Origin of the sequence: Sphingomonas echinoides (assembly GCF_029623395.1) — a bacterium.
Classification (GTDB): Bacteria; Pseudomonadota; Alphaproteobacteria; order Sphingomonadales; family Sphingomonadaceae; genus Sphingomonas; species Sphingomonas echinoides_A.
Genome location: NZ_JAPYKK010000003.1, coordinates 20,060 through 43,109 on the forward strand (window position 1 = coordinate 20,060; position 23,050 = coordinate 43,109).

Below are 23,050 nucleotides of genomic sequence, written 5' to 3' on the forward strand. Positions count from 1 at the left end.
CATCTTTTAGAAGAAACAGTCCTTTTTCGATCGCGCCGACGTAGCCGTAATTTACCGCTCGAACCGGCTTTACCGAAAACCCGGTACGGTATACCCAACGCCGGTGAAGGCCGCAAACGGCCACCCTTGGAGAGACGCGATGGACTTCAGCTTCACCGAACGCGAAACCTATTTCCGGGATCGCGTGAAGAGCTTCATCGACGAACAGATCCGCCCGCGCCAGTCCGAATATGACGCGCAGGCGCATGAAGGCGAGCGCTGGAAGGTCATTCCGGTGATCGAGGAGATGAAGGAGAAGACCAAGGCTGCCGGCCTGTGGAATTTCTTCATGCCCCCGCATTCCGGGCAGAATCACGTCGACGACACGTTCGAGTTCGAAGGCACCCAACTCAGCAATCTTGAATATGCGTTATGCGCCGAGGAGATGGGCAAGGTCGGCTGGGCGAGCGAGTGTTTCAACTGTTCGGCACCTGACACCGGCAACATGGAAGTGCTCCATCGCTACGGTACGCGCGAGCACAAGGATCGCTGGCTGCGGCCGCTGATGCACGGCGAGATCCGCTCCGCCTTCCTGATGACCGAACCGGCGGTTGCTTCGTCGGATGCGACCAACATCGAGACGTCGATCGTCCGGGACGGGGACGACTATGTCATCAATGGTACCAAATGGTGGTCGTCCGGCGTCGGTGACCCGCGCTGCAAGGTCGCGATCACGATGGGCAAGACCAACCCTGACGCCTCGCGCCACAGCCAGCAGAGCATGATCCTGGTGCCGATGGATACGCCCGGTGTGACGATCAAGCGGATGCTGTCGGTCTATGGCTATGACCATGCGCCGCACGGGCACGGCGAAGTGGTGCTCGAGAATGTCCGCGTGCCCGCCGAGAACATCCTGCTCGGCGAAGGCCGCGGGTTCGAGATCGCGCAGGGGCGGCTCGGGCCGGGCCGGATCCATCACTGTATGCGGACGATCGGCGTTGCCGAAACCGGGATCGAGGCGATGGCGAAGCGGCTGCTGAGCCGCGTCGCGTTCGGCAAGCGGATCGCCGACCAGTCGGTGTGGGAGCAGCGCATCGCCAAGGCGCGGATCGACATCGAGATGACCCGGCTGTTGTGCCTGAAGGCCGCGGACATGATGGACAAGGCGGGCAACAAGTCCGCGCAGCTCGAGATCGCGATGATCAAGGTGCAGGCGCCCAACATGGCGCTGCAGATCCTCGACGATGCGGTCCAGGCGCATGGCGGCGGCGGGGTGTCGGGTGACTTCCACCTCGCGCATGACTGGGCCGCGCTGCGTACGCTGCGGTTCGCCGACGGGCCGGATGAAGTCCACAACCGGGCGATCGCGCGCAACGAGTTCGGCAAATATGCCGATCTGCCCGCGGCGGTCGCGGCGAAGGATGCAGTGCGGCGCTGACATGCTCCCTCTCCCCGCCTGCGGGGAGAGGGCAGGGGAGAGGGGCAGTCCGCTAACACATGAGATCAGAGCCGATGTGGAGAGACTGCCCTCTCCCCGGCTCTCTTTCGCAAGCGGAAGAGGGAGAAGACATGAAAGCCGCCGTCCTCCACGCGCCCAACACCGACCTCGTGATCGAGGACATCCGCATCGCCGACCCGGCACCGCGCGAAGTGCTGATCCGCACCGTCGCGTGCGGGGTGTGCCGATCCGACCTGCACTTCGTCGATGGCGCGTTCCCGCACCCGATGCCGACGGTTCCCGGCCATGAAGCCGCCGGGATCGTCGAGGCGGTCGGATCGGACGTGGCGCATCTGAAGGTGGGGGATCACGTCGTCACCTTCTTCACGGTGTTCTGCGGTGCGTGCGAGATGTGCGTGACGGGGCGGCCATCGTTGTGCGTCGATCCGTCGACCCGCCGGCCCAAGGGCGCGGACCCGCGATTGAGCCTGGCGGACGGGACGCCGCTCACGCCGTTCCTCAATCTGTCGGCCTTTGCCGAGATGATGCTGGTGCATGAGAACGCCTGCGTCGCGATCGACAAGGCGATGCCGCTCGACCGGGCGGCGTTGCTCGGCTGCGCCGTGATCACCGGGGCGGGATCGATTTTCAACGATAGCCAGTTGCGGCCCGGCGAAACCGTCGCGGTCATCGGGTGCGGTGGGATCGGGCTCGCCGCGATCAACGCCGCGAAGATCGCGGGCGCGGGCATGATCCTCGCGATCGACCCGGTCGGCGAGAAGCGCGCGCTGGCGGAGAAACTCGGCGCGACGCACAGCTTCGATGCGAATGCGCCGGATCTGGCAAAGCAGGTCGCCGCGTTGACCGGGGGTGGGGTGCATTATGCGATCGAGGCGGTCGGGCGGTCCAACACCGCCGAACTCGCCTGGACGATCCTGCGCCGTGGCGGGACCGCGACGATCCTCGGCATGATCGCGCCGGGCAATGACGTGAAGATTCCCGGCCCGACCTTCCTGACAGGCAAGAAGCTGCAAGGCTCGCTGCTCGGGTCGACGCGCTTCCCGATCGACATGCCGCGCCTTGTGCGGCTGTACCTCGATGGGAAGCTCGACCTCGATACGATGGTCGCCGAGCGGATCGGGCTGGAGGACGTCAACGACGCTTTGGCCAAGCTGCGCAGCGGGGACACCGTTCGCTCGGTGATCGAATTCGCATGACCGACTTTGCGCCACAGACGATGGCGGTCCCCGACAAGGATCGGCTCGACGAGGATCGGCTGACCGCGTGGATGGTGGCGAACGTCGCCGGGTTTGAAGGCCCGCTGACCTATGCCAAATTCTCGGGCGGGCAATCCAATCCGACGTTCAAGATTTCCGCTGCCTCGGGCGACTATGTCCTGCGGCGCAAGCCATTGGGCAATCTGCTGCCTTCCGCGCATGCGGTCGACCGCGAATATCGCGTGATTGCCGGACTGTACCCGACCGGCTTTCCGGTCGCGCGGCCTTATGGGCTGTGCACCGATCCGGCGGTGATCGGGACCGACTTTTACGTGATGGGGTTCGCCGATGGGCGTAACCTGTGGGACGGGACGCTTCCCGAATTTGCGCCTGCCGAACGGACCGGCATCTACAATGCGATGTGTGATACGCTGGCGGCGCTGCACATGACCGATCACGAGGCCGCAGGGCTCGGCGATTACGGACGCCCCGGCAATTACTTCGAGCGGCAGGTCGCACGCTGGACCAAGCAATATCGCGCGTCCGAGACCGAGCGGATGGAATCGGTCGAGCGTCTGATCGACTATCTTGGCCGCACCGTGCCGCCGCAGACGCGCACGTCGATCGTTCACGGCGACTATCGCATCGACAACATGATCTTCCACAAGACCGAGCCGCGCGTGATCGCGTTGCTCGACTGGGAGCTGTCGACGCTCGGCGACCCGCTCGCCGATTTCAGCTATTTCCTGATGAGCTGGGTGACCGCGCCCGAAGGGCGTTCGGGCGTGCTTGGCCATACTGGGCCTGCCACGGGCATCCCGACGATCGAGGACATGGTCGCACGCTATTGTGCCGCGACCGGGCGGGACGGGGTGCCCGATCTCAACTGGTATTTCTCTTACAATCTCTTCCGACTGACCGGCATCGTCCAGGGGATCAAGAAGCGGATCGTCGAGGGTACGGCGTCGAGCGCGCAGGCCGAGAAATCGGCAGCGGGGGTGTATCGGCTTGCTGATGCTGCGTGGGATTTCGCGGTGAAGGCGGGGGCTTAAAGCACTCCCTCTCCCCTCAGGGGAGAGGGCTGGGGAGAGGGGCAGTATCGGGACGCGGCGCTTGTAACAGCCCCTCTCCCCGGCCCTCTCCCCGAAGGGGAGAGGGAGAAGAAGATGTCGCAATTCGATTTAACCGGCAAAGTTGCCGTCGTGACCGGCTCGTCACGCGGGATCGGCAAGGCGAGCGCCTTCGAACTCGCGGAACATGGCGCCAAGGTCGTCATCTCGAGCCGCAAGCAGGACGCTTGCGATGCGGTCGCCGCGGAGATCAATGCGCGGCTCGGTGAGGGCACCGCGATCGCGGTGGCGGCAAACATCTCCGACAAGGCGGGGCTGCAACATCTGGTCGATGCGACGCGCGCCGCGTTCGGGCAGATCGACGTGCTCGTCTGCAATGCCGCCTCCAACCCCTATTACGGTCCGCAAGCCGGCATCGCGGACGATCAGTTCCGCAAGATCCTCGACAACAACATCGTCTCCAACCACTGGCTCATCACGATGGTCGCCCCCGAGATGCGCGAACGGCGCGCCGGATCGATCATCATCGTCTCGTCGATCGGTGGCTTGCGGGGGTCGACGCTGATCGGGGCCTATTGCATCTCCAAGGCCGCCGACATGCAGCTCGCGCGAAACCTCGCGCATGAATTCGGGCCGGACAACGTTCGCGTCAATTGCATCGCGCCGGGGCTGATCAAGACCGATTTCGCGCGCGCCTTGTGGGAGGATCCCGAACGGATCGAAGCCGCGAACAAGACCGTGCCGCTGCGCCGGATCGGCGAACCCGAGGAAATTGCAGGCGCGGTCGTGTTTCTCGCCAGCCAGGCGAGCAGCTTCATGACCGGGCAGACGATCGTGCTCGATGGTGGCGTGACGATTTAGGGGGAGCAGCACATGACGCAGCGTTTCACGGGCAAGTCGATCATCGTCACGGGGGCAGGGTCCGGCATCGGCCGCGCCAGCGCCTTGCTGTTCGCGCGCGAGGGCGGATCGGTGCTCGTCGCCGATCGCAGCGATACGGTACATGAGACCGCGGCGCTGATCGACCAGGCCGGGGGCACGGCGCACGCGATCCAGGTCGATGCGGGCGACGAAGCGGATGTCGTCCGCGCAGTACAGGTGGCGTGCGAATATTACGGCGGGCTCGACATCATGTTTGCCAACGCCGGGGTTTCCGGCGGGATGGCGAACCTGTTCGATACCGATGTCGCGCTGATTACCGAGGTGTTGCGGGTGAACCTGATCGGTCCGTTCCTGGCGATCAAACATGCCGCCCCCAGGATCGCGGAGCGTGGCGGCGGTGCGATCGTGCTGACGGCGAGTGTCGCGGGGATCCGGTCGGGGGCGGGATCACCGGCGTATTCGGCGTCCAAGGCGGGCGTGATCAACCTTGCGATGGTGTCTGCACAGCAATTGGCGGGATCGAACGTGCGGGTGAACGCGATCTGCCCGGGGCTTACCGAAACCGGCATGACCAAACCCACGTTCGATTATGCGCGTGAGGCGGGAAAGATCGACCGGGTCGGCCGGCTCAACCCGCTGCGTCGCGGTGCCCAGCCCGAGGAACTCGCCGAAGTTGCGGCCTTCCTCGCGTCGGATGCGGCCAGCTACGTCAACGGTCAGGCGATCGCGGTCGACGGGGGGCTGTCGAGCAGCCACCCCGTCACCAAGCAGGAATATGGCAAGACCGCGGTCTGATCAGTCGAGCGCGGGCAGCGCCTTGGGTTCGTGGATCGGGCAGCGGTTGAAGTCGGCGCGGAAGTCCGACGACATCTGATACGCCGACTTGCGGACCCGGTTGATCTGGCCGAGCGGCTGGTGTGCCGCGAGCCCGGTCCACACGCTGAACCGCATTCCGTCGTCGATCGCCTTGGCGCGATCGGCGGTCCAGCTTGGCTGCGCGGCTACCCGGATCGTCGCGACCGTAGTGAAGGGGCTTTCCGCCTCATCCCAGACTGCGTCGGCTTTCTCGATCGGCATGGTTTCGAGGTCGCGGCACAATTGTACGCGAAGCTCCCACATGGCGTCGCCGGCCGTCATCACCGCGTTGATTTCCTCGCGCAACGCATCGGGGCGGTTGTGCGTGTCGACCTTCTCCTTGGTGTGCGCGGTCAGATTGCTAGACACCGGGGCAAGCGAGAATTTGGCGATATAGCTGCCGAACCGGAATGGCGTCGCGCTGTAATAGGTCTCGCCAAGCGGGTGGACGTTGGGCGCGCCGCCAAGCGTCTGCAACGCGGGGCTGGGCAAGCCGATCGCCTCCAGCGCCGCCTCGGTCCCGCGCAGGACGGCGGACAGCACCTTCTTTGCGCCCTCCGCTTTGTCGGTGGTCTTAGCGAGCAGCTTGAGGTTGGCGAGGAACGGCCTGGCGTTTGGCGTCGCAAACGCGGGGCCGTTGATCATGATGAAGTCCTGCGTCGTTTCCCCTTCCGAGCCGGGGAGGCGATCGCCCGCAACGTCGAGCAGCTTGAACGCAAGACCGCGCGGAACGGAGATCGAATCGTCCAGAATGTCACCGGGGTTGGTCGAGAAACGCATCACGACGGGGTGCTCGCCCGCCTTGGCGAACACGCCTTGCGCGAGCTCGGCGGGCAGAGTGTCGTGGATCGTCAGTGTGCCTTCGAGCAGCCCGTGGCTTTTTGCATGGACCGACCGAACGGCATGACCGTAGTTTTCGGAGGTTGTCTCGAGGATGTCGTGCAGCGCCTTGTTGAGGCCTTGCGACGTTTCGCTCTCGTCTTCGGTGGTCGTCTCGACAGTGGGGGTGAAGGCGACGGGGGGCTTGAGCGCTTCGGACATCGGATACTCCATACAACGGTACGCCGATGATAACCTGCCGATCCGTTCGGTGTTCCGCTCGTCTATTTTGCCCATTTATTCTCGGAGCCGGATCAGCCCTTCCTGCGCGACACTTGCCACCAGCCGCCCGTCGCGCGCGAAGATCTTGCCGCGATTGAACCCGCGTGCGTGGCCCGCCCACGGGCTGTCGCACGCATAGAGCAGCCAGTCATCCGCGCGGAAATCTTCGTGCAGCCACAGCGAATGGTCGAGGCTCGCGGTCTGGAGCTTGTTCATCATCCAGTTGACGCCGTGCGGCAGCGTCGCGGTGCCGAGCAGCGACATGTCGGACGCGTAAGCGAGGATCGCGCGGTGCATCGCGGGGTCGTCGCCGATCGGTGCGACGACTCGGAACCAGCTGTTCTGGAACGGCGGATGCGCGACGGGATCGAGCCAACTGCGGGGCGAGACCGGGCGGATCTCGACCATCCGCGGGCGGAGGAACATCGTGCGATAGCGTTCGGGGATTCGGTCGATCATCGCGAGCCGAAGGTCGCGGTCGTTGGTCAGGTCCTCGGGCGGGGGCACGTCGGGCATCGTATCCTGATGCGCGAGCCCATCCTCGGGGATTTGCAGCGAGCAGGCGAGGTTGAGGATCGGCACGCCGCGTTGGGTCGCGATCACGCGGCGAGTCGAGAAACTCTTGCCGTCGAAGTCGCGGACCACGCGGTAGAGGATCGGGTGATCCTCCGCGCCGGGGCGCATGAAATAGGCGTGGAGCGAATGGGCGGTCTTTGGCGCATCGGTCGACCGCTGCGCGGCCTGGAGCGCCTGGGCGATCACCTGTCCGCCGAACACGCGGCCGAAGCCGTCGTTGCCGCGTGGGCCCCGGTACAGGTCGGTATCGATTTCCTCGACGTCGAGAAGATCAATCAGGTCTTGCGCCAGGGTGGCGGGGTTTGGGTCGGTCATAGCCTGTCGGTAGTCACTTGCGCCTCCCCGGCCAAGACCGGGAAGGCGCTGCTGGGCAACGCGGCGGTCAATATCCCGCCGCGCGCGCGATCCGGTCTGCGTGGAAATTGGCGTCGCCGAACATCTCGGCGAGTACGCGCGCGCGCTTCATGTAGAAGCCGATGTCATATTCGTCGGTCATCCCGATCCCGCCGTGCATCTGGACACCTTCCTGCACCGACAGCGTCGTCGCGAGCGCGGTCATTGCCTTGGCGACCGACACCGCTTCGTCGGCGTGGGCGCTGCCGGTATCGAGCAGTTGCTGTGCCTTGAGCACTGCCGCGCGCGCGACTTCCATCTCGGAGTAGAGATGCGCCGCGCGGTGCTGGAGCGCCTGGAAGCTGCCGATCAGCATGCCGAACTGCTTGCGTTCCTTGAGATACCCGACGGTCATGTCCATCGCGCCGCCGCCGACGCCGAGCAGTTCGGCCGACGCGCCCGTTCGTCCGGCGCGCAGGAGACGGTCGAGCGGGGTGCGCCCGCCGTCGACGTCGCCGATCACCGCGTCGGCATCGACCTCGACGCCGTCGAACTCGAGCCGCGCTGCGATGCTGGCATCCGCGAGGCGTTCGGGGGTGGCGGTCAGGTTCGCCGCATCCCTGGGGATTGCGAACAGCGTTACCCCCTCGGTATCGGTCGCGCTGCCGGCGGTGCGTGCGGCGACGATCAGCAGGTCGGCGACGTGGCCGTGCGTGACGAACTGCTTTTTGCCCGACAGTTTGAAGCCGTTGCCCGAACGCTCGGCGCTCAGCGTGACGGTGTCGCGATGCTTCGCGCCCTCGTCGATCGCCAGCGCGGCGATGGTTTCGCCGCTCAGGATGCCGGGGAACCAGCGCGTGGCGTGCGCGCTGCCCTTGAGCGCCTCGACTGCGGCGACGGCGGTCGTGAGGAAGGGTGAGGGCGACAGGTTGCGACCGATCTCTTCCAGCACGACGCCCGCCTCGACATGGCCGAGCCCGAGGCCGCCATCCGCCTCGTCGATCAGGATGCCGGTGAAGCCCATTTCGGCGAAACTGCGCCAGAGGTCGCGGCTGAAGCCGGATGCTTCGCTTGCGTCGCGAAGCCCGCGCATGTGGCTGACGGGGGCCTGCTCCGCGACGAAATCGCGGATCGTATCCTGGAGGGCGGTCTGATCGTCGTTGAGATACAGCGGCATTGTTCTTCCTTCTTCTCCCTCTCCCCGGTGGGGAGAGGGTCGGGGAGAGGGGCGGTTCCGGGACGCTACCGTCCGCGTTTTTGCCCTCTCCCGACCTTCGCTTCGCTCGGCCACCCTCTCCCGCGAAGCGGGAGAGGGAGAATTACGCCGGCAATTCCAGGATGCGCTTGGCAATGATGTTGAGTTGGACCTCGCTGGTCCCGCCCTCGATCGAGTTCGCCTTGGTGCGCAGCCATGCGCGCGCTTCGCGGCCGCCGCCCGAGGCTTGGCTTTCCCATTCGAGCGCGTCGGAGCCGCCGGCTGCCATCTGGAGTTCGTGGCGGCTCTTGTTCAGCTCGGTGCCGTAATATTTCATCATCGAGGGCTGGGCGGGGTGGGCGCGGCCGGCTTTGAGTTCGTCGATGAAGCGTTCGGACATCGCCCCGAACGCCCTCGCGCGGACTTCGAACATCGCGATCGTTGCACGCAGGAGCGGGTCGGCAAGACGGCCTTCGTGGTCGAGGCCAACGGTCGCAATTGCGCCTTCGATCAATGGGTTGCCGCCAGTACTTGCCAGCCCCATGCCGGAAATCATCTCACGCTCGTGGCCGAGCAGATATTTGGCGACGTCCCAGCCCTTGTTCTCGTCGTGGATGCGCTGGGACTTGGGGACCTTCACATTGTCGAAGAACGTCTCGCAGAAGGGGGAATAACCCGAGATCAGCAGGATCGGCTTGGTCGAAACGCCTTCGCTCGCCATGTCGAACAGGACGAAGCTGATCCCGCCCTGCTTGGACTCCTTCGACGTGCGGACGAGGCAGAAGATCCAGTCGGCCTTGTCGGCGTAGGAGGTCCACACCTTCTGGCCGTTGATCACATAATGATCGCCTGCATCCTCCGCCGAGGTGGCGAGCGAGGCAAGATCCGACCCCGCATTCGGCTCGCTATACCCCTGGCACCAGCGGATTTCGCCGCGCGCGATCTTGGGGAGATAGTCGAGCTTCTGCTCCTCGGTGCCATATTTGAGCAGTGCCGGTCCGAGCATCGAAATACCGAACGAATTGAGCGGGTTGCGCGCCTTGATTGCGGCCATTTCTTCGCGCAGCACCTTGGTCTCGGCGGGGGACAGGCCGCCGCCGCCATAGGCCGCGGGCCAGTCGGGCACGGTCCAGCCGCGCGACGCCATCGCGTCCATCCATTCCTTCTGACCGGGTTGGAAGTCCGGATTGCGGCCGCCCCAGCAGGCGTCCTTTTCCGAACGAACCGGCTGGCGCATTTCGGGGGGGCAGTTCGCCTCCAGCCATGCGCGCGTTTCACTGCGGAATGTGTCGATATCCTGCGTCATTGGGTCAACTCCTCACCAGTTCGTGCGCCGCGCGCGCCACGGCGATCGCGGTAAAATCGCGGTTATAGTCGGCGATCACCTGCACCCCGATCGGCAGGCCATCGGGATCGGTCCCGATCCGAACGCTCGTCGCGGGGAGCATCGGGAAGGTGGCTAGACCGGGATAGGCCATCTGGAGACCGGCGGGGGTGTCGAGCCCGTCGATCGCGGTGATGCGGGTCATCAGCGGGGTGTCGTCGTGCGGGTAGGCGGTGGTGCCCCAGATTGGCGCGATCACCGCGTCATAGTGCGTGAACAGCCGCGCCCAGTCGCGGCGGCACTTGGCCTGCGCGTCGATCAGCGTGAACCAGTCGGGGAGCGCGAGCGGCTGCCCGCCTTCCATCGGCGCGCCGCGCGCCATCGCGACGACGAGCATGTGGATATAGGCGCCGTGCTGCGCGACGAGATTGGGCAGAAGCGGGCTGGCGTCGTCGACCTGCGCGCCTGCTGCCCGGAAGGCGGTGCCGACCGCGGCGATTGCGGCCTGGATCGCGGATTGCGATTTGGCGAGCGGGTGTTCGGGGAGGAGCAGGATGCGGCAGTCGCCTGAAGCGCGGGGGGCGGGTCTGGCGAGCGCATCGCCGCCCATGACGGTGAACAGCGCTTCGAGGTCGTCGGGGTCGCGGGCAAGGGGGCCTACGACGTTGAGGGCTACGCCACAACTCTGTGTTCTCGGGAAGTTATGGCCGAAGGATGAGAGTGCGTTGTAGGTTGGTTTGTGACCCCAGACGCCGCAGAAGGCGGCGGGGAGGCGGATCGAACCGCCGATGTCCGAGCCGATCTCGATGGGGACGAACCCTGCGGCGAGCGCGGCTGCGGCACCGCCGGACGAGCCGCCCGGGACGCGGTCGTGGTTCAGGGGGTTGCGAGTGCGGCCGTAGACTGGGTTGTTGGTCTGGAGGTCGGCGAGCGCGACGGGGACGTTGGTCTTGCCGAGGATGACTGCGCCTGCGTTTTTGAGGCGGGTGACCTGGACGGCGTCTTCGGTTGCAACGAAGTCGGCGTGTTCCTCGAAACCCCAGCAGGAGACTAGGCCGGCTACGTCGAAGCTTTCCTTGACGGTCATGGGGACGCCTAGGAGAGGGCGGGTGTCGTCTTTGGAGCTGGCGTCGATGGCGCGGGCGGCTTCGCGGGCGCGGTCGAAATCTCGGACGACGACGGCGTTGATGGTGGTGTCGCCGGATTCGATTCGGGTGATCGCGGCTTCGCATTCGGCGAGCGCGGTGGTTTCACCGGCGCGGATCTGGGCGGCGGTTTGGAGGGCGGTGCGCATCACTTCTCCCTCTCCCCGCAGGCGGGGAGAGGGCAAACGAGGCGAAGCCGATGCGCGGGAGAGGGGCAGTACAGAGAGGTCGCTCTGCTAGACTGCCCCTCTCCCCGACCCTCTCCCCGCAAGCGGGGAGAGGGAGAAGAAGAGTGCTTACCCATTGAACCGGCCACCGCTCTCAGCCTTCGACTTGAGCAGCTCCGCCACCGCGAAGCCGTGCTTCTCCAGCCCCGCGACGATCGTCTTCAGCCCCTCGCTATCCGCCCAGAACATCGGCCCGCCGCGATAGACCGGCCAGCCGTAGCCGTAGATCCACACCACATCGATATCGCTCGCACGCTGTGCCATCTTCTCCTCGAGGATGAGCGCGCCTTCGTTGACCATCGTGTAAAGCGTCTTCTCTACGATCTCCTGATCGCTGATCTCGCGCTTCTGCAGGTTCGATTTGGAGCGGAAATCCTCGATGATCTCCGCGACCCGAGGCGAGGGCGTGGGGTTCCGTTTCTCGTCGTAATCGTAGAAGCCCTTTCCGGTCTTCTGCCCCCAGCGACCTTCGGCGGCGAGCGCGTCGCGGATGTTCTCGATGCGGTTGGGATCACGGTGCCAGCCGATGTCGACGCCCGCGAGGTCGCTCATCTGGAACGGCCCCATCGGCATGCCGAACGCGACATGGACCTTGTCGATCTGCTCGGGCGTCGCGCCTTCCATCAGCAGCTTCATCGCCTCGACCTGGCGGGGCTTGAGCATCCGGTTGCCGATGAACCCGTCGCACACGCCAGCGACCACCGCGACCTTCCGGATCGTCTTGGACAGCGCCATCACGGTCGCGAGCACATCGTCCTCGGTCTGCGCGCCGCGCACGACTTCGAGCAGTTTCATGACGTTTGCGGGCGAGAAGAAGTGCATCCCCACCACATCGCCGGGTCGCTTGGTGACCGAGGCGATCTCGTCGATGTCGAGATAGGAGGTGTTCGACGCGAGGATCGCGCCGGGCTTGGCGATCGTGTCGAGCCGCGCGAAGATGTCCTTCTTGACGGCCATGTCCTCATACACCGCCTCGATGATGAGATCGCAGTCCGCGAGCGCGTCGAAATCGAGCGTCGGGGTAAGCGCGCCCATCGCGGCCTCGACCTGCTCGGGCTTCAACCGGCCCTTGGCGGCGGAGGCTTCGTAATTCTTGCGGATCGTCCCCGCACCGCGATCGAGCGCCTCCTGCGCCATTTCGACGATCGTCACCGGGATGCCCGCCGACAGGAAGTTCATCGAAATGCCGCCGCCCATCGTGCCCGCGCCGATCACGCCGACGCGCTTGATCTCGCGGAGCGGGATCTTTGGATCGATGCCGTCGATCTTGGCGGCCTGGCGTTCGGCGAAGAAGATGTGGCGCTGGGCGGCGGACTGGACGCCCATCATCAGCTTCATGAATTCCTGTCGTTCGAACGCGATGCCCTCGTCGAAGCTCGATCCGTCGGTCGCTTTCTCGACGCAGGCGATGTTGGCGGCGGGGGCTTCGAAGCCGCGGAAGCGTTTGGCGTTGTCCTTCCTGAACTGGGCGACGGCTTCGGGGTCGGCCTGTGCCACCTTGTCGCGCGCGCGGGGCAGGGGCTTGGCGTCGGCGACTTCGCGCGCGAAGGCAATCGCGTCCGCTTCGAGACTGTTTTCGTTGGCAAGTCTGTCGATCAGCCCGGCGGAAAGCGCGAGCTTGGCCGGGATCGGGTCGCCCTTGGCGGTGAGTTCAAGCGCGAGTTTGACGCCCGCGATGCGCGGCAGGCGTTGCGTTCCGCCCGCGCCGGGGAGGAGGCCGAGCTTAACCTCGGGGGTGCCGATCTTGGCCGAGGGCACGGCGATGCGATAATGGCAGCCGAGCGTGACCTCGCACCCGCCGCCGAGCGCGGTACCGTGGATCGCGGCGACGACGGGCTTGTCCGATGCCTCGATCATGTCGACCACCGTCGGGAGACCGGGCTCCTGCATCGGTTTGCCGAACTCGGTGATGTCCGCGCCCGCAAAGAAGGTGCGGCCGTCGCAGCGGATCACCATCGCCTTGACCTGCGGGTTGGCGAGCCCTTCCTTGATCCCGGCTTCGAGGCCCTGGCGGACCGCTGCGCCGAGCGCGTTGACCGGTGGGTTGTTCGAGATGATGACGAGAACGTCGTCGTGAAGCTGGGTGGTGATCGGGCCGGTCATTTTGCTCTCCTCTTTGTTCTCCCGCGAGCGGCGGGAGCCCAGGCCGCGGGCGCGGCGGTCGTATCTCTGCGCTCCTGCCTGCGCAGGAGCACGGCGGGGGTCAGGTCAGTGCACTGTAAATCAACGTCTTCAGCTCGCGGCGGATCGGGTAGAGACTGGACGGCGAGACTTGCGTCATGAACACCATGTGCAACTGCTCTACGGGATCGATGAAGAAGGCGGTCGAGAACATCCCGCCCCAATAATATTCGCCGACCGAGCCGGGGATCATCGAGCGCGCGACGTCCACGTTGACCGCGAAGCCGAGCCCGAAGCCGGTGCCTGCGTTGGCGGCCTCGCTGAACAGCGACTTGGACATTTTCGACAGATCCGATCCGCCGGGAAGGTGGTTCATCGTCATCAGGTCGATCGTCTTGCGCCCGAGGATGCGGACGCCTTCGAGCGTGCCGCCGCCCAGCAGCATCGTGCAGAAGCGGTGATAATCGAGCGCGGTCGACACGAGCCCGCCGCCACCGGAGACCAGCTTCGGCGCGCGGCTCCAGGCGCTTGCGGCGCCGCGATCGTAGAGGATGCGGCCCTTGTCGGGGACGAATGTGTAGCAGTCGGTGAGGCGGTCGATCTTGTCGTCGGGGACGTGGAAGAAGGTGTCGTCCATCCCGAGCGGTGCAAAGATGCGGTCGCGGAAGAAGGTTTCGAGCGGCACGCCCGATACGCGCTGCATGACCGCGCCGAGCACGTCGGTCGCGACCGAGTAGTTCCACGCGTCGCCCGGCGAGAATTCTAGCGGCAGTTTCGCCAGCGCGGCGATGAAGCCATCGAGGTCGTGGTTGCCGTGCCAGCTTTCCAGCCGCAGTTCGCGGTGCGCGGCGTCGACATTGGAGCGGTTCTGGAAGCCGTAGGTGAGGCCCGCTGTGTGGCGCAGCAGGTCGATCATCCGCATCGGCTCGGCGGTCGGGCGGGTCTGGAACGGCACGCCGCCACCGCCGCCGGCATAGACGCCGACATGCTTGAACTCGGGGAGGACGTGATGAACCGGCGTGTCGAGCGCGACGCGGCCTTCCTCGACCAGCATCATGAACGCGACCGAGGTGATCGGCTTGGTCATGCTCGCGATGCGAAACAGCGAGCGTTCGTCGATGCTCGCTGCTTCGCCTTCGCGTGCCGGGCCCAGGGAGGAAAAGTGCGCGATCTCGCCGGCTTGGGCGATCAGGATCTGCGCGTGCGGGAGTTTGCCGGTGTCGAGATAGCGTTCCTGCAGGAATGCATCGATCCGGGCGAGGCGGCGCGCGTCGAATCGGCCGGTTACGGGTGTCGCGACATTCATCTCGGCTTCCATACCCCCCATTCGAAACGCTTGCCACCCTATTGCCTTGAGTGGCGCGCAAATCAACACTAACCTGTGCGAAACAGCATCGCGCGGCAAACCCGACCTTCAACTTCCGGGTAGGCGCGCCGTCAGGAGAGAGTCGTCTTGGATATGCAACCGCTTGTCGCGCTCGACCCGGCCTGGCCCCGGATGACGCTTGCCGATGTCACCGCCGCGCTGACCGCTGCAGGGACGAAGTTCGAGATGGAGACGGTCGACGTCGAGGGTGTGCCGACTCGCGTGTGGAAACATGCGCCGCCGTCGCTCGGCTGGCTCGCGGCGGCGTCGCGGGCGCATGGGGCGCGGGTGTTCACGGTCTATGAGGACGAGCGGGTCACCTATGACGCCAATGCGCGCGCGGTGGCGGCGTTGGCGCAGGCGTTGCTCGCGCGCGGGGTGGCGAAGGGGGACCGGATCGGGCTGGCGATGCGCAATCTGCCGGAGTGGCCGGTGATCTTCTTTGCCGCCGCGAGCGTGGGGGCGATCGTCGTGCCGCTCAACGCGTGGTGGACTGCGGGCGAGCTCGCGTATGGGATCACCGATTCGGGGTGCCGGATGTTGTTCGTCGATGACGAGCGCTATCGGCGGCTGGTCGAGCATGCCGCGGATTTCCCCGCGCTGGAGACGATGGTCGTGGCGCGCGCCTCGGCGCCGCTTGGCAGGAAGGCCGAGCGGTTGGAGGATCTGATCGGCACGCCGCACGCTTATGCCGCGCTTCCGGAGCCGGTTTGGCCGGAGGTGGCGGTCGCTCCGGATGATCCCGCGACGATCTTCTACACCAGCGGCACGACCGGCGCGCCCAAGGGGGCGCTGGGGTCGCATCGCAACCTTACGACCAACATTCTGTCGGCGGCGTATTCCTCCGCGCGTGCGAGCCTGCGGCGCGGCGAAACGCCGCCTGAGCCTACGCCGAAGACGCTGCTGATGGTGATCCCGTTGTTCCACGTCACCGCCTGCTCGGCGACGATGATGGGGTCGATCGCGGCGGGGAATACGCTCGTCTTCATGCGCAAATGGGACACCGTCCGCGCGATGGAGCTTATCGAGACCGAGCGGGTGCACATGACCGGCGGCGTGCCGACGATCGCGTGGCAGATCCTCGAACATCCCGATCGCGCGCGCTACGATCTCTCCTCGCTCGAGGCGATCGCTTATGGCGGCGCTCCGTCCGCGCCCGAGCTGGTCAAGCGGATCTACACCGAGTTCGGCGCGCTGCCCGGCAACGGCTGGGGGATGACCGAGACGATGGCGACCGTCACCAGCCATGCGGGCGAGGATTATCTCAACCGCCCGACCAGCGCGGGGCCGCCGGTCGCGGTCGCGGATCTCCGGATCATGGACGAAGCGGGCGAGCAGGAACTGCCCACGGGCGAGGTCGGTGAATTGTGGGCGCGCGGGGCGATGATCGTGAAGGGGTATTGGAACAAGCCCGAAGCGACCGCCGAGACCTTCGTCGACGGTTGGGTGCGCACCGGCGATCTTGCGCGCGTCGACGACGAGGGGTTCGTCTATATCGTCGACCGCGCCAAGGACATGATCATCCGCGGCGGCGAGAACATCTATTCGTCCGAGGTCGAGAACGTCCTCTACGCGCACCCGGCGGTCACCGATTGCGCGCTGATCGGCGTGCCGCACCGCACATTGGGCGAGGAACCCGTCGCGGTGGTCCATCTCGCACCCGGCAAGACCGCAAGCGAGGCGGAGTTGCAGCAATGGGTCAAGGATCGGCTCGCGATCTTCAAGACGCCGGTGGCGATCCGCTTCGTCCCCGAGACGCTGCCGCGCAACGCCAATGGCAAGATCCTCAAGAAGGACCTGAAGACGTTGTTCGCCGACCGGTTCGAGGCGGCGGCCTGACCCTACGGCAGGGGTAGGCGAAGCACGCGCCCCACAGTATCGGGCAGCATGCCGCTGCGTTCCCGTCTCACCCTTCCGCTGGCGCGCCTGCGCCGGGGGATCCGCGCCAGCGAATTCGCGCTGATCGCACTGGCCGTCGTGATCGGCGCGTCGGCGGGGCTCGGGACGGTCATTCTCGGCGCGCTCGCGCGGACGTTGCAGCACTGGATGTTCGCGCTGCCGACCGGGCAACGCCTCAGCGCGACCGATTCGCTCAGTTGGGCGCAGCTCGCGATGCTGCCGGTCGGGGGTGCGGTGCTGTCGATCTTTTCCTGGGGGGTGCGCAGCAAGCGGCGGCGGATGGTCGACGCGGTCGAGGCCAATGCGTTGCACGGCGGGCGGATGGCAGTGCCCGACAGCCTGGTCGTGGCGGGGCAGACGGTGATCTCGAACGGGTTCGGCGCCTCGGTCGGTCTCGAAGCGGCTTATGCCCAAATCGGCAGCGTGGTCGCGTCGGTGGCCGGGGCGGCGCTGCAATTGCGGCGCAGCGACTTGCGCAATCTCGTCGGCGCGGGGGCAGGCGCCTCGATCGCGGCCGCGTTCGGCGCGCCGCTGGCGGGGGCGTTCTATGCGTTCGAGATCGTGATCGGCGCCTACACCCCCTCCGCGATCGCGCCGATCGCGGCGGCGGCGATTTCGGCGGTGTTCGTCTCGCAGCTCTTCGGCGCGCAACCCTATGTCATCGACACGGTCGCGTTGTTTCCGTCCGAATCGCATCATTATCTTTTGTTTGCGGGGCTCGGCGGGCTGTGCGCGATCCTCGGGATCGGGTTGATGCGGCTCGTCGCGATCGTCGAGCAGGGATCGCGGGCGATGCCGCTGCCCGACTGGATGCGCCCGATCCTCGGCGGGGCGTTGCTGATGCCGATCGCTTTCTGGTCGCCGCAGGTGCTGTCGTCGGGGCATGGCGCGCTCCACATGGATATCGCGGTCGGCGCATCGCTTGGTTTCGTGGCGCTGGTGTTTCTCGCCAAGGCATCCGCGTCGGTCGTGTCGCTCGGGTTCGGCTTCCGCGGCGGATTGTTTTTCGCCTCGCTGTTTCTGGGGACGCTGATCGGGCATCTGTTCGCGGGGGTACTCGCGCTGATCGCTGGCTATCAGGTGGTCGAACCCCACGACGCCGCGATGGTCGGGATGGCGGCGCTGGCGGTGGCCGTCGTTGGCGGCCCGATGACGATGGCGATGCTGGTGCTGGAGGCGACGCAGGACTTCGCGCTGACCGGCGCGGTGCTGGCGGCGGCGCTGGTGTCGTCGACGATCGTGCGCGAGACGTTCGGCTATTCCTTCTCGACCTGGCGGCTGCATCTGCGCGGCGAGACGATCAAGAGCGCGCGCGACATCGGCTGGATCCGCGCGCTGACGGTGGGCAAGATGATGCGGCGCGAGACGCGTGCGACCGATTGCGAGATCAGCATCCGCGAATTCCGCCAGCGTTTCCCGCTCGGCGCCGCGAGCCGCGTGGTATTAATCAACGCCACGCAGCATTATGCCGGCATCGTCCAGACGCCGGTGGCCTATGCCGATGGTCTGGACCCCGATGCCGGCGTCGGCACGATTGCGATCAACGCGGAGGCGGCGCTTTCGGTTGATATGGACATCGTCACCGTGATGAAACGCTTCGACGCCTCGGGTGCGGACGAGCTGGCGGTTCTCGATTCGGATCGCCACGTGGTTGGCATCCTGTCCGAATCCTATGTCCGGCGACGCTATGCCGAAGAGCTTGAGAAGGCCCAGAACGACTTGTTCGGCGAACGTTAGGCGTGTGAATTATATTGCTTAACCGGGGCAGTTTGTAGATCCGGGGCACATGATCCTCGTCATCGTCCACCATGTACGGTGGCATGACGGGGAAGACGCTGCGCGGGTGTGTCGCGGAGCTTTGTTGCTGACGTGTATGTCAGAGTGGTGGAGTAAAGCGTGAGTATCGTAGAGCGTATTCGCAAGCTGAGTGAAGCCCACACCCGTCTGATCGCGCTGAGCATCATCGCCATGGGCGTGCTCGAACGGCTCGTCTGGCTGCATCAGCACCCCGACACGAAAAACGGGTTGGCCGAGGCCTATAACGTCGCGGCGTCGTTCGCGCGCGACGGAACCATCGCGGATACATTTCGCAGAGGCAGCGGCCTTTCCACGCATTTCACGCCGGTCCTGCCGACCATAGCCGGATATGTCTATCGGACCTTCGGGCTTCAGACGTTTGCGGCGCAAGCGATCCTGACGACGCTGGCGCTGGGAACGGTGCTGCTGAGCGGATATGTTCTGTTTCTCGTCTTCGAACGCCTGGGGATGCCGGTCGTCTGGCGGCTGATTGCGCTGGGCACCTTCAGCCTCCTTCCGCTCTTCCCGTATCTCGAGACGGTCATGTTCCAGATCTGGGAAGGTGGCCTGGCATGTTTGTTGAGTGCGTGGGTGTTGCTGCGCCTGCTCGACGCCGATCGGTCGCACGACGCGGGAATGCGACCCTGGATCGGCACGAGCTTCATTGCGTCGTTCCTGTTCTTCCTCAACCCCCCGTCGGGATTGGCGTGTTTCGTCATGATGGGGATCTGGCTGTTGCGGCGGCGCCCGTTGCGGACGTGGCCCGGTCATGCGGCGTGGGGCGCGCTTGCGCTGGCACTCGTTCTGGCACCGTGGACGATCCGTAACTATGAGGCGTTCGGACAATTCATCCCGTTGCGCAGCAACATGGGGCTCGAGCTCGCACTCGCCAATCATCCGGCCGCGGTGAGTGGCAAGGATGCGCGGCAGGTGTTCGAGACACGCCTCAATACGATCCACCCGCAGACCAGTCAGGCTGCGTTCGACCGGATGGAGGCGATGGGCGGCGAACGCGTGTATGCCAAACGGTTGGGCGACGAGACGAAGCAGTGGATTGCCCACAACCCGGGCGCGTTTGCGACGCTGTCGTTCCGGCATCTCGTTCAATTCTATTTCCCGCCGCGCTGGCAGTGGGAACTGAACCAGGGTGGCAATAGCGCAACGGGCGTGAAGCAGGCGCTGACCTGGCTGTTCGCCGGGATCGGGCTGTTGGGCGCGGTGTTGGGCGTGCTGGTGTGGCGGGGGCTGTTCTTTTACCCGGCGACGCTGATCATCGTTCCGGCGCTTCCCTACATGGTCGTCCAGCCGATCCTGCGGTACCACTATCTGATCTACGGGATCACGCTGTTCTTGGGGGTCGAGGTGGTTCGGCGTTGTATCGCCGCCATGGTTCCAAGCCGCGCATCCGCCGCTTAGGGCTTCGCGCCGTCAGGCCTGGCGGAGACCAAAAGCCGGACTGGCCGAGGCGGATGGCACCACCGCTTCGACCAGATCATAGAAGGGCGGAGGGTACCCACACCGGCGCGCTCCGTCGCAGCAAATTCAGCGGCGATTGCCCGGTGCCGGATAGGAAAGATACGCCAACCGCCGGACTTCGAGGCGTCCACGAACGACCGTATCGAGGATCAGCCCGGTGAAGACGTTGAGCGCGGCGAGCGTCACCAGTCCGGTGATCATGATGAACGTCGGGAAGCGCGGGACCAGGCCCGTGTTCGCATAGGTGATCGCCAGCGGCACCGACAGGATCGCCGCGAGCAGCAGGAATACCGCCCCGATCGCCCCGAAGAACAGCACGGGACGTTCGATCCGGTACAGCGCGAGAATCGTGCGCAGGATGCGCCAGCCGTCGCGATAGGTCGAAAGCTTCGAGGTCGAGCCTTCCGGACGCGCGTAATAAGGCGTTTCGATTTCGGCGACGGGCATCTTGAGCTCGAGCGCGTGGACACTGATCTCGGTCTCGATCTCGAACCCGGCCGACAGCGACGGGAAGCTCTTGGTGAAGCGGCGCGAGAAGACGCGATACCCGGACAGGATGTCGGTGAACGACCGACCGAACAGCTTGGCCAGCATCCCGGTCAGCAACGCATTGCCGAAGCGATGCCCGCGGCGGTACGATTCCTGGACTTCGCTGATGCGCGATCCGACGATCATGTCGAGTTGTTCCTCGACCAGACGCGCGATCAGCGCGGGGGCGGATGCGGCGTCATACGTCGCGTCGCCGTCGGCCATGATGTAGATGTCCGCGTCGATGTCGGCGAACATCCGGCGGACGACCGCGCCCTTGCCCTGGATCCGCTCGCGCCGAACGATCGCGCCTGCGGCGCGGGCCACCTCGACGGTGCGGTCCTTGCTGTTATTGTCGTAAACGTAGATCGTGGCGTCGGGCAACGCCGCGCGGAAGCCCGCGACGGTCTGCGCAATCGCGGCTTCTTCGTTGTAACATGGCAATAGCACGGCGATCGACGGCGCGGTCATTGATGATTCCCTCAACTCTGTCTGGATACCCCGCGTCAGGGTTTTCCGAGTCGGGCGATAGCTCGTGCCGCCGGATGTTACTACCTTTACGGTAACAAATTACGGCTGGCGCGGCGGAGACGCGCGTATCCTTTTGGCACGGACGGGCCTCAGCGGCCTTTCGCGCCGATATCTTCGGCCAGTTCCTCGGAGCGCCGCTTGAGCTTGATCGCTTCGTCGATCAGCTCGGCGGCGTGGCTGGTGTCGCGTTCGCGAACCGCGAAGGTGACGCAATTCATCGCTTCCTTGTGCAATCGCGAGGCGCGGGACTGGGATCGGTCAGGTTTGGCGGGCATTGGTCTTCAAATACAAAAGGGGAGGCAATGCTTAAAAAAAGCGTCAGCCGGTCAATAGGTTCCAACTCAGCGGGTCGGATCGGGGGGGCGCTGTGACATGGCGCTCACGCCTGTGCCCGTGCAGCTTTATACCTTAACGCCTCAGGGGCATACCGTCGATTGCGCAACGGCGGAATGGCGCTACGGTCTCCGGCATGGCGGACCCTAACGATATCCCGACTGGTGCCTTCGGGCTGGCACCTTCCGGTGGCGACATTGAAGACGAGGCGCGTGTAGCGTTGAGACGCGACCGGCTGTTGGCGGCGTTGACACTGACCGCTGGCGTCGGCCTGGCGATGGCGATGCCGTTCGCGCTCAAGGCTGGCGCGGAGTTCTTCCTGCCGACCACCACCGCGCTGGTGATCGCGGTCGCGCTGGTGCCCGTGCTGGAATGGCTCGAGCGGCGGCGCGTGCCGTCGGCACTGGCGGCGCTGACGTGCGTGTTGCTGTTCCTCGTCGCGGCGAACGTCGCGCTGGCGGCGATCGTCGTGCCCGCGACCGAATTCTTCCGGCGCCTGCCCGAGCGGATCGACCGGATCCAGATGAACATCGCGCCGCTGATCGACCTGTATTCGAGCCTCGAAAAATATCTCAATCGCACGGTGCAGCATCTGGCGGCGTCGGGCCCGGTCAAATCTCCCCAGACCGCCGCCGTGTCTCCGCCGAGCTCGATCCTCGAGCTTGCCGCCACCTCCGCGCCGTCTGTGATCGTCCAGGTGTTCTTCGGGGTGCTGGTGGTGTTCTTCTTCCTCTCGGGCTGGACGCGGATGCGCAAGCGCACGATCACCAGCCGCGCAAGCTTCGGCGGCGCGATGGCGACCGCGCGGGTGATCCAGAGCGTGGTGGACGATACCTCGGCGTATCTCGGCACGATCACGATCATCAACTTCATGCTGGGCGTTGCGATCGCAGGCGTACTGTACGTGATGGGGATGCCCTATCCGCTGATGTGGGGCGGGATCGTCGCGCTGCTCAACTACGTGCCGTATTTCGGGCCGATCGCGGCGGCGGGGTTGCTTGCGCTGGGCGGGTTGATGACGTTCCACGACATTTGGGTCGCGTTGCTGCCCGCGTTCATCATGATCGGCTTCCACGTCGTCGAGGCGAATGCGATCACGCCGCTGATCGTCGGGCATCGGCTGACGATCAACCCGATCCTGATTCTCGTCTCGATCAGTTTCTGGTCGTGGGTGTGGGGGACCGCGGGGACGCTGCTGGCGGTGCCGCTGCTGATTATCCTGCAGACCGTGGTGCGCGCGGCGGGCAAACCGGACATCGCCGGATTCTTGTTTGAACACGGCACGTTGACGCAACAGCGGCGCGGAAGTTTCGCGCCATCGAGCGAGGAAGCAGAAACGGGTGTTGACAGGGTAGGGGGTGTCGCTTAACAGCCGCGCCTCACGCTTCTCAAGCGGGTGTAGCTCAGTTGGTTAGAGCGCCGGCCTGTCACGCCGGAGGTCGCGGGTTCGAGTCCCGTCACTCGCGCCATCCTTTCCCTGCTTGGGGATCGGTATGGTTGCGAAGCGCGTCATGATCCGGTTCATCGGGCCCTCGGGTTCGATCTGCGCGGGTGTAGCTCAGTTGGTTAGAGCGCCGGCCTGTCACGCCGGAGGTCGCGGGTTCGAGTCCCGTCACTCGCGCCATTCCTTCCACCCCAGCGGTGCGGGAATGGCGCT

General features: G+C 65.4%; 18 protein-coding genes and 2 tRNA genes. 11 read left to right on the forward strand and 9 right to left on the reverse strand.

Features of this window, described 5'->3' with window-relative positions; genetic code table 11:
- Nucleotides 1–139 precede the first annotated feature (139 nt).
- From QBJ92_RS02780 to QBJ92_RS02800, 5 genes are all read left to right on the forward strand, one after another.
- Nucleotides 140–1,417: an acyl-CoA dehydrogenase family protein gene (locus tag QBJ92_RS02780; RefSeq protein ID WP_277968164.1), complete on the forward strand. Its 1,278-nt coding sequence runs from the start codon at nucleotides 140–142 to the stop codon at nucleotides 1,415–1,417.
- A gap of 131 nt (nucleotides 1,418–1,548) precedes the next feature.
- The gene (locus QBJ92_RS02785) at nucleotides 1,549–2,634 is read left to right on the forward strand and encodes a Zn-dependent alcohol dehydrogenase (RefSeq protein ID WP_277968165.1); all 1,086 of its coding nucleotides are present in this window, start codon (nucleotides 1,549–1,551) and stop codon (nucleotides 2,632–2,634) included.
- Nucleotides 2,631–3,686 carry a phosphotransferase family protein gene (locus QBJ92_RS02790; protein WP_277968166.1) on the forward strand — a complete coding sequence of 352 codons (1,056 nt, stop codon included), beginning with the start codon at nucleotides 2,631–2,633 and terminating at the stop codon, nucleotides 3,684–3,686. Before QBJ92_RS02785 ends, QBJ92_RS02790 begins: the two co-directional genes overlap by 4 nt.
- 114 nt (nucleotides 3,687–3,800) lie before the next feature.
- Nucleotides 3,801–4,565, forward strand: a complete 765-nt coding sequence (locus tag QBJ92_RS02795) for an SDR family NAD(P)-dependent oxidoreductase (RefSeq protein WP_277968167.1) — start codon at nucleotides 3,801–3,803, stop codon at nucleotides 4,563–4,565.
- Nucleotides 4,566–4,577: 12 nt separating this feature from the next.
- On the forward strand, nucleotides 4,578–5,381 hold the full coding sequence (locus QBJ92_RS02800) for an SDR family NAD(P)-dependent oxidoreductase (protein ID WP_277968168.1): 804 nt from the start codon (nucleotides 4,578–4,580) through the stop codon (nucleotides 5,379–5,381).
- Here the strand turns inward: QBJ92_RS02800 and QBJ92_RS02805 are convergent, their stop codons facing one another.
- The 7 genes from QBJ92_RS02805 to QBJ92_RS02835 all read right to left on the reverse strand — a co-directional run bounded on the left by QBJ92_RS02805 (nucleotide 5,382) and on the right by QBJ92_RS02835 (nucleotide 14,781).
- Nucleotides 5,382–6,482: a catalase family protein gene (locus tag QBJ92_RS02805; RefSeq protein WP_277968169.1), complete on the reverse strand. Its 1,101-nt coding sequence runs from the start codon at nucleotides 6,480–6,482 to the stop codon at nucleotides 5,382–5,384. It lies immediately after the preceding gene.
- A 75-nt stretch (nucleotides 6,483–6,557) separates the two neighbouring features.
- Nucleotides 6,558–7,433, reverse strand: a complete 876-nt coding sequence (locus QBJ92_RS02810) for an acyl-CoA thioesterase (protein WP_277968170.1) — start codon at nucleotides 7,431–7,433, stop codon at nucleotides 6,558–6,560.
- A 67-nt stretch (nucleotides 7,434–7,500) separates the two neighbouring features.
- Nucleotides 7,501–8,628, reverse strand: a complete 1,128-nt coding sequence (locus tag QBJ92_RS02815) for an acyl-CoA dehydrogenase family protein (RefSeq protein WP_277968171.1) — start codon at nucleotides 8,626–8,628, stop codon at nucleotides 7,501–7,503.
- Nucleotides 8,629–8,770: 142 nt separating this feature from the next.
- The gene (locus QBJ92_RS02820; RefSeq protein WP_277968172.1) at nucleotides 8,771–9,952 is read right to left on the reverse strand and encodes an acyl-CoA dehydrogenase family protein; all 1,182 of its coding nucleotides are present in this window, start codon (nucleotides 9,950–9,952) and stop codon (nucleotides 8,771–8,773) included.
- A 4-nt stretch (nucleotides 9,953–9,956) separates the two neighbouring features.
- Nucleotides 9,957–11,264, reverse strand: a complete 1,308-nt coding sequence (locus QBJ92_RS02825) for an amidase family protein (RefSeq protein ID WP_277968173.1) — start codon at nucleotides 11,262–11,264, stop codon at nucleotides 9,957–9,959.
- 147 nt (nucleotides 11,265–11,411) lie between these two features.
- Complete coding sequence (locus QBJ92_RS02830; RefSeq protein ID WP_277968174.1) at nucleotides 11,412–13,445, reverse strand: 3-hydroxyacyl-CoA dehydrogenase NAD-binding domain-containing protein; 2,034 nt, start codon at nucleotides 13,443–13,445, stop codon at nucleotides 11,412–11,414.
- A 100-nt stretch (nucleotides 13,446–13,545) separates the two neighbouring features.
- Complete coding sequence (locus tag QBJ92_RS02835) at nucleotides 13,546–14,781, reverse strand: serine hydrolase domain-containing protein (RefSeq protein ID WP_277968319.1); 1,236 nt, start codon at nucleotides 14,779–14,781, stop codon at nucleotides 13,546–13,548.
- A 141-nt stretch (nucleotides 14,782–14,922) separates the two neighbouring features.
- Between QBJ92_RS02835 and QBJ92_RS02840 the strand changes: the two genes are divergently transcribed.
- The 3 genes from QBJ92_RS02840 (at nucleotide 14,923) to QBJ92_RS02850 (ending at nucleotide 19,941) form a co-directional block, all read left to right on the forward strand.
- Nucleotides 14,923–16,668, forward strand: a complete 1,746-nt coding sequence (locus tag QBJ92_RS02840; protein ID WP_277968175.1) for a class I adenylate-forming enzyme family protein — start codon at nucleotides 14,923–14,925, stop codon at nucleotides 16,666–16,668.
- Nucleotides 16,669–16,716: 48 nt separating this feature from the next.
- On the forward strand, nucleotides 16,717–18,465 hold the full coding sequence (locus QBJ92_RS02845) for a chloride channel protein (RefSeq protein WP_277968176.1): 1,749 nt from the start codon (nucleotides 16,717–16,719) through the stop codon (nucleotides 18,463–18,465).
- Between the two features lie 159 nt (nucleotides 18,466–18,624).
- Nucleotides 18,625–19,941, forward strand: a complete 1,317-nt coding sequence (locus tag QBJ92_RS02850; protein ID WP_277968177.1) for a hypothetical protein — start codon at nucleotides 18,625–18,627, stop codon at nucleotides 19,939–19,941.
- Nucleotides 19,942–20,067: 126 nt separating this feature from the next.
- On the opposite strand, the gene QBJ92_RS02855 is transcribed toward QBJ92_RS02850, so the two are convergent.
- On the reverse strand, nucleotides 20,068–21,000 hold the full coding sequence (locus QBJ92_RS02855; protein ID WP_277968178.1) for a glycosyltransferase family 2 protein: 933 nt from the start codon (nucleotides 20,998–21,000) through the stop codon (nucleotides 20,068–20,070).
- A 149-nt stretch (nucleotides 21,001–21,149) separates the two neighbouring features.
- Nucleotides 21,150–21,335, reverse strand: coding sequence for a hypothetical protein (locus tag QBJ92_RS02860; protein WP_277968179.1), 186 nt, complete (start codon nucleotides 21,333–21,335; stop codon nucleotides 21,150–21,152).
- A gap of 194 nt (nucleotides 21,336–21,529) precedes the next feature.
- Here QBJ92_RS02860 and QBJ92_RS02865 point away from each other — a divergent pair, with 194 nt between their 5' ends.
- The 3 genes from QBJ92_RS02865 (at nucleotide 21,530) to QBJ92_RS02875 (ending at nucleotide 23,017) form a co-directional block, all read left to right on the forward strand.
- Nucleotides 21,530–22,762 carry an AI-2E family transporter gene (locus QBJ92_RS02865; RefSeq protein ID WP_277968180.1) on the forward strand — a complete coding sequence of 411 codons (1,233 nt, stop codon included), beginning with the start codon at nucleotides 21,530–21,532 and terminating at the stop codon, nucleotides 22,760–22,762.
- Between the two features lie 23 nt (nucleotides 22,763–22,785).
- A tRNA-Asp gene (locus tag QBJ92_RS02870) sits at nucleotides 22,786–22,862 on the forward strand.
- Nucleotides 22,863–22,940: 78 nt separating this feature from the next.
- A tRNA-Asp gene (locus tag QBJ92_RS02875) sits at nucleotides 22,941–23,017 on the forward strand.
- Nucleotides 23,018–23,050: the final 33 nt, after the last annotated feature.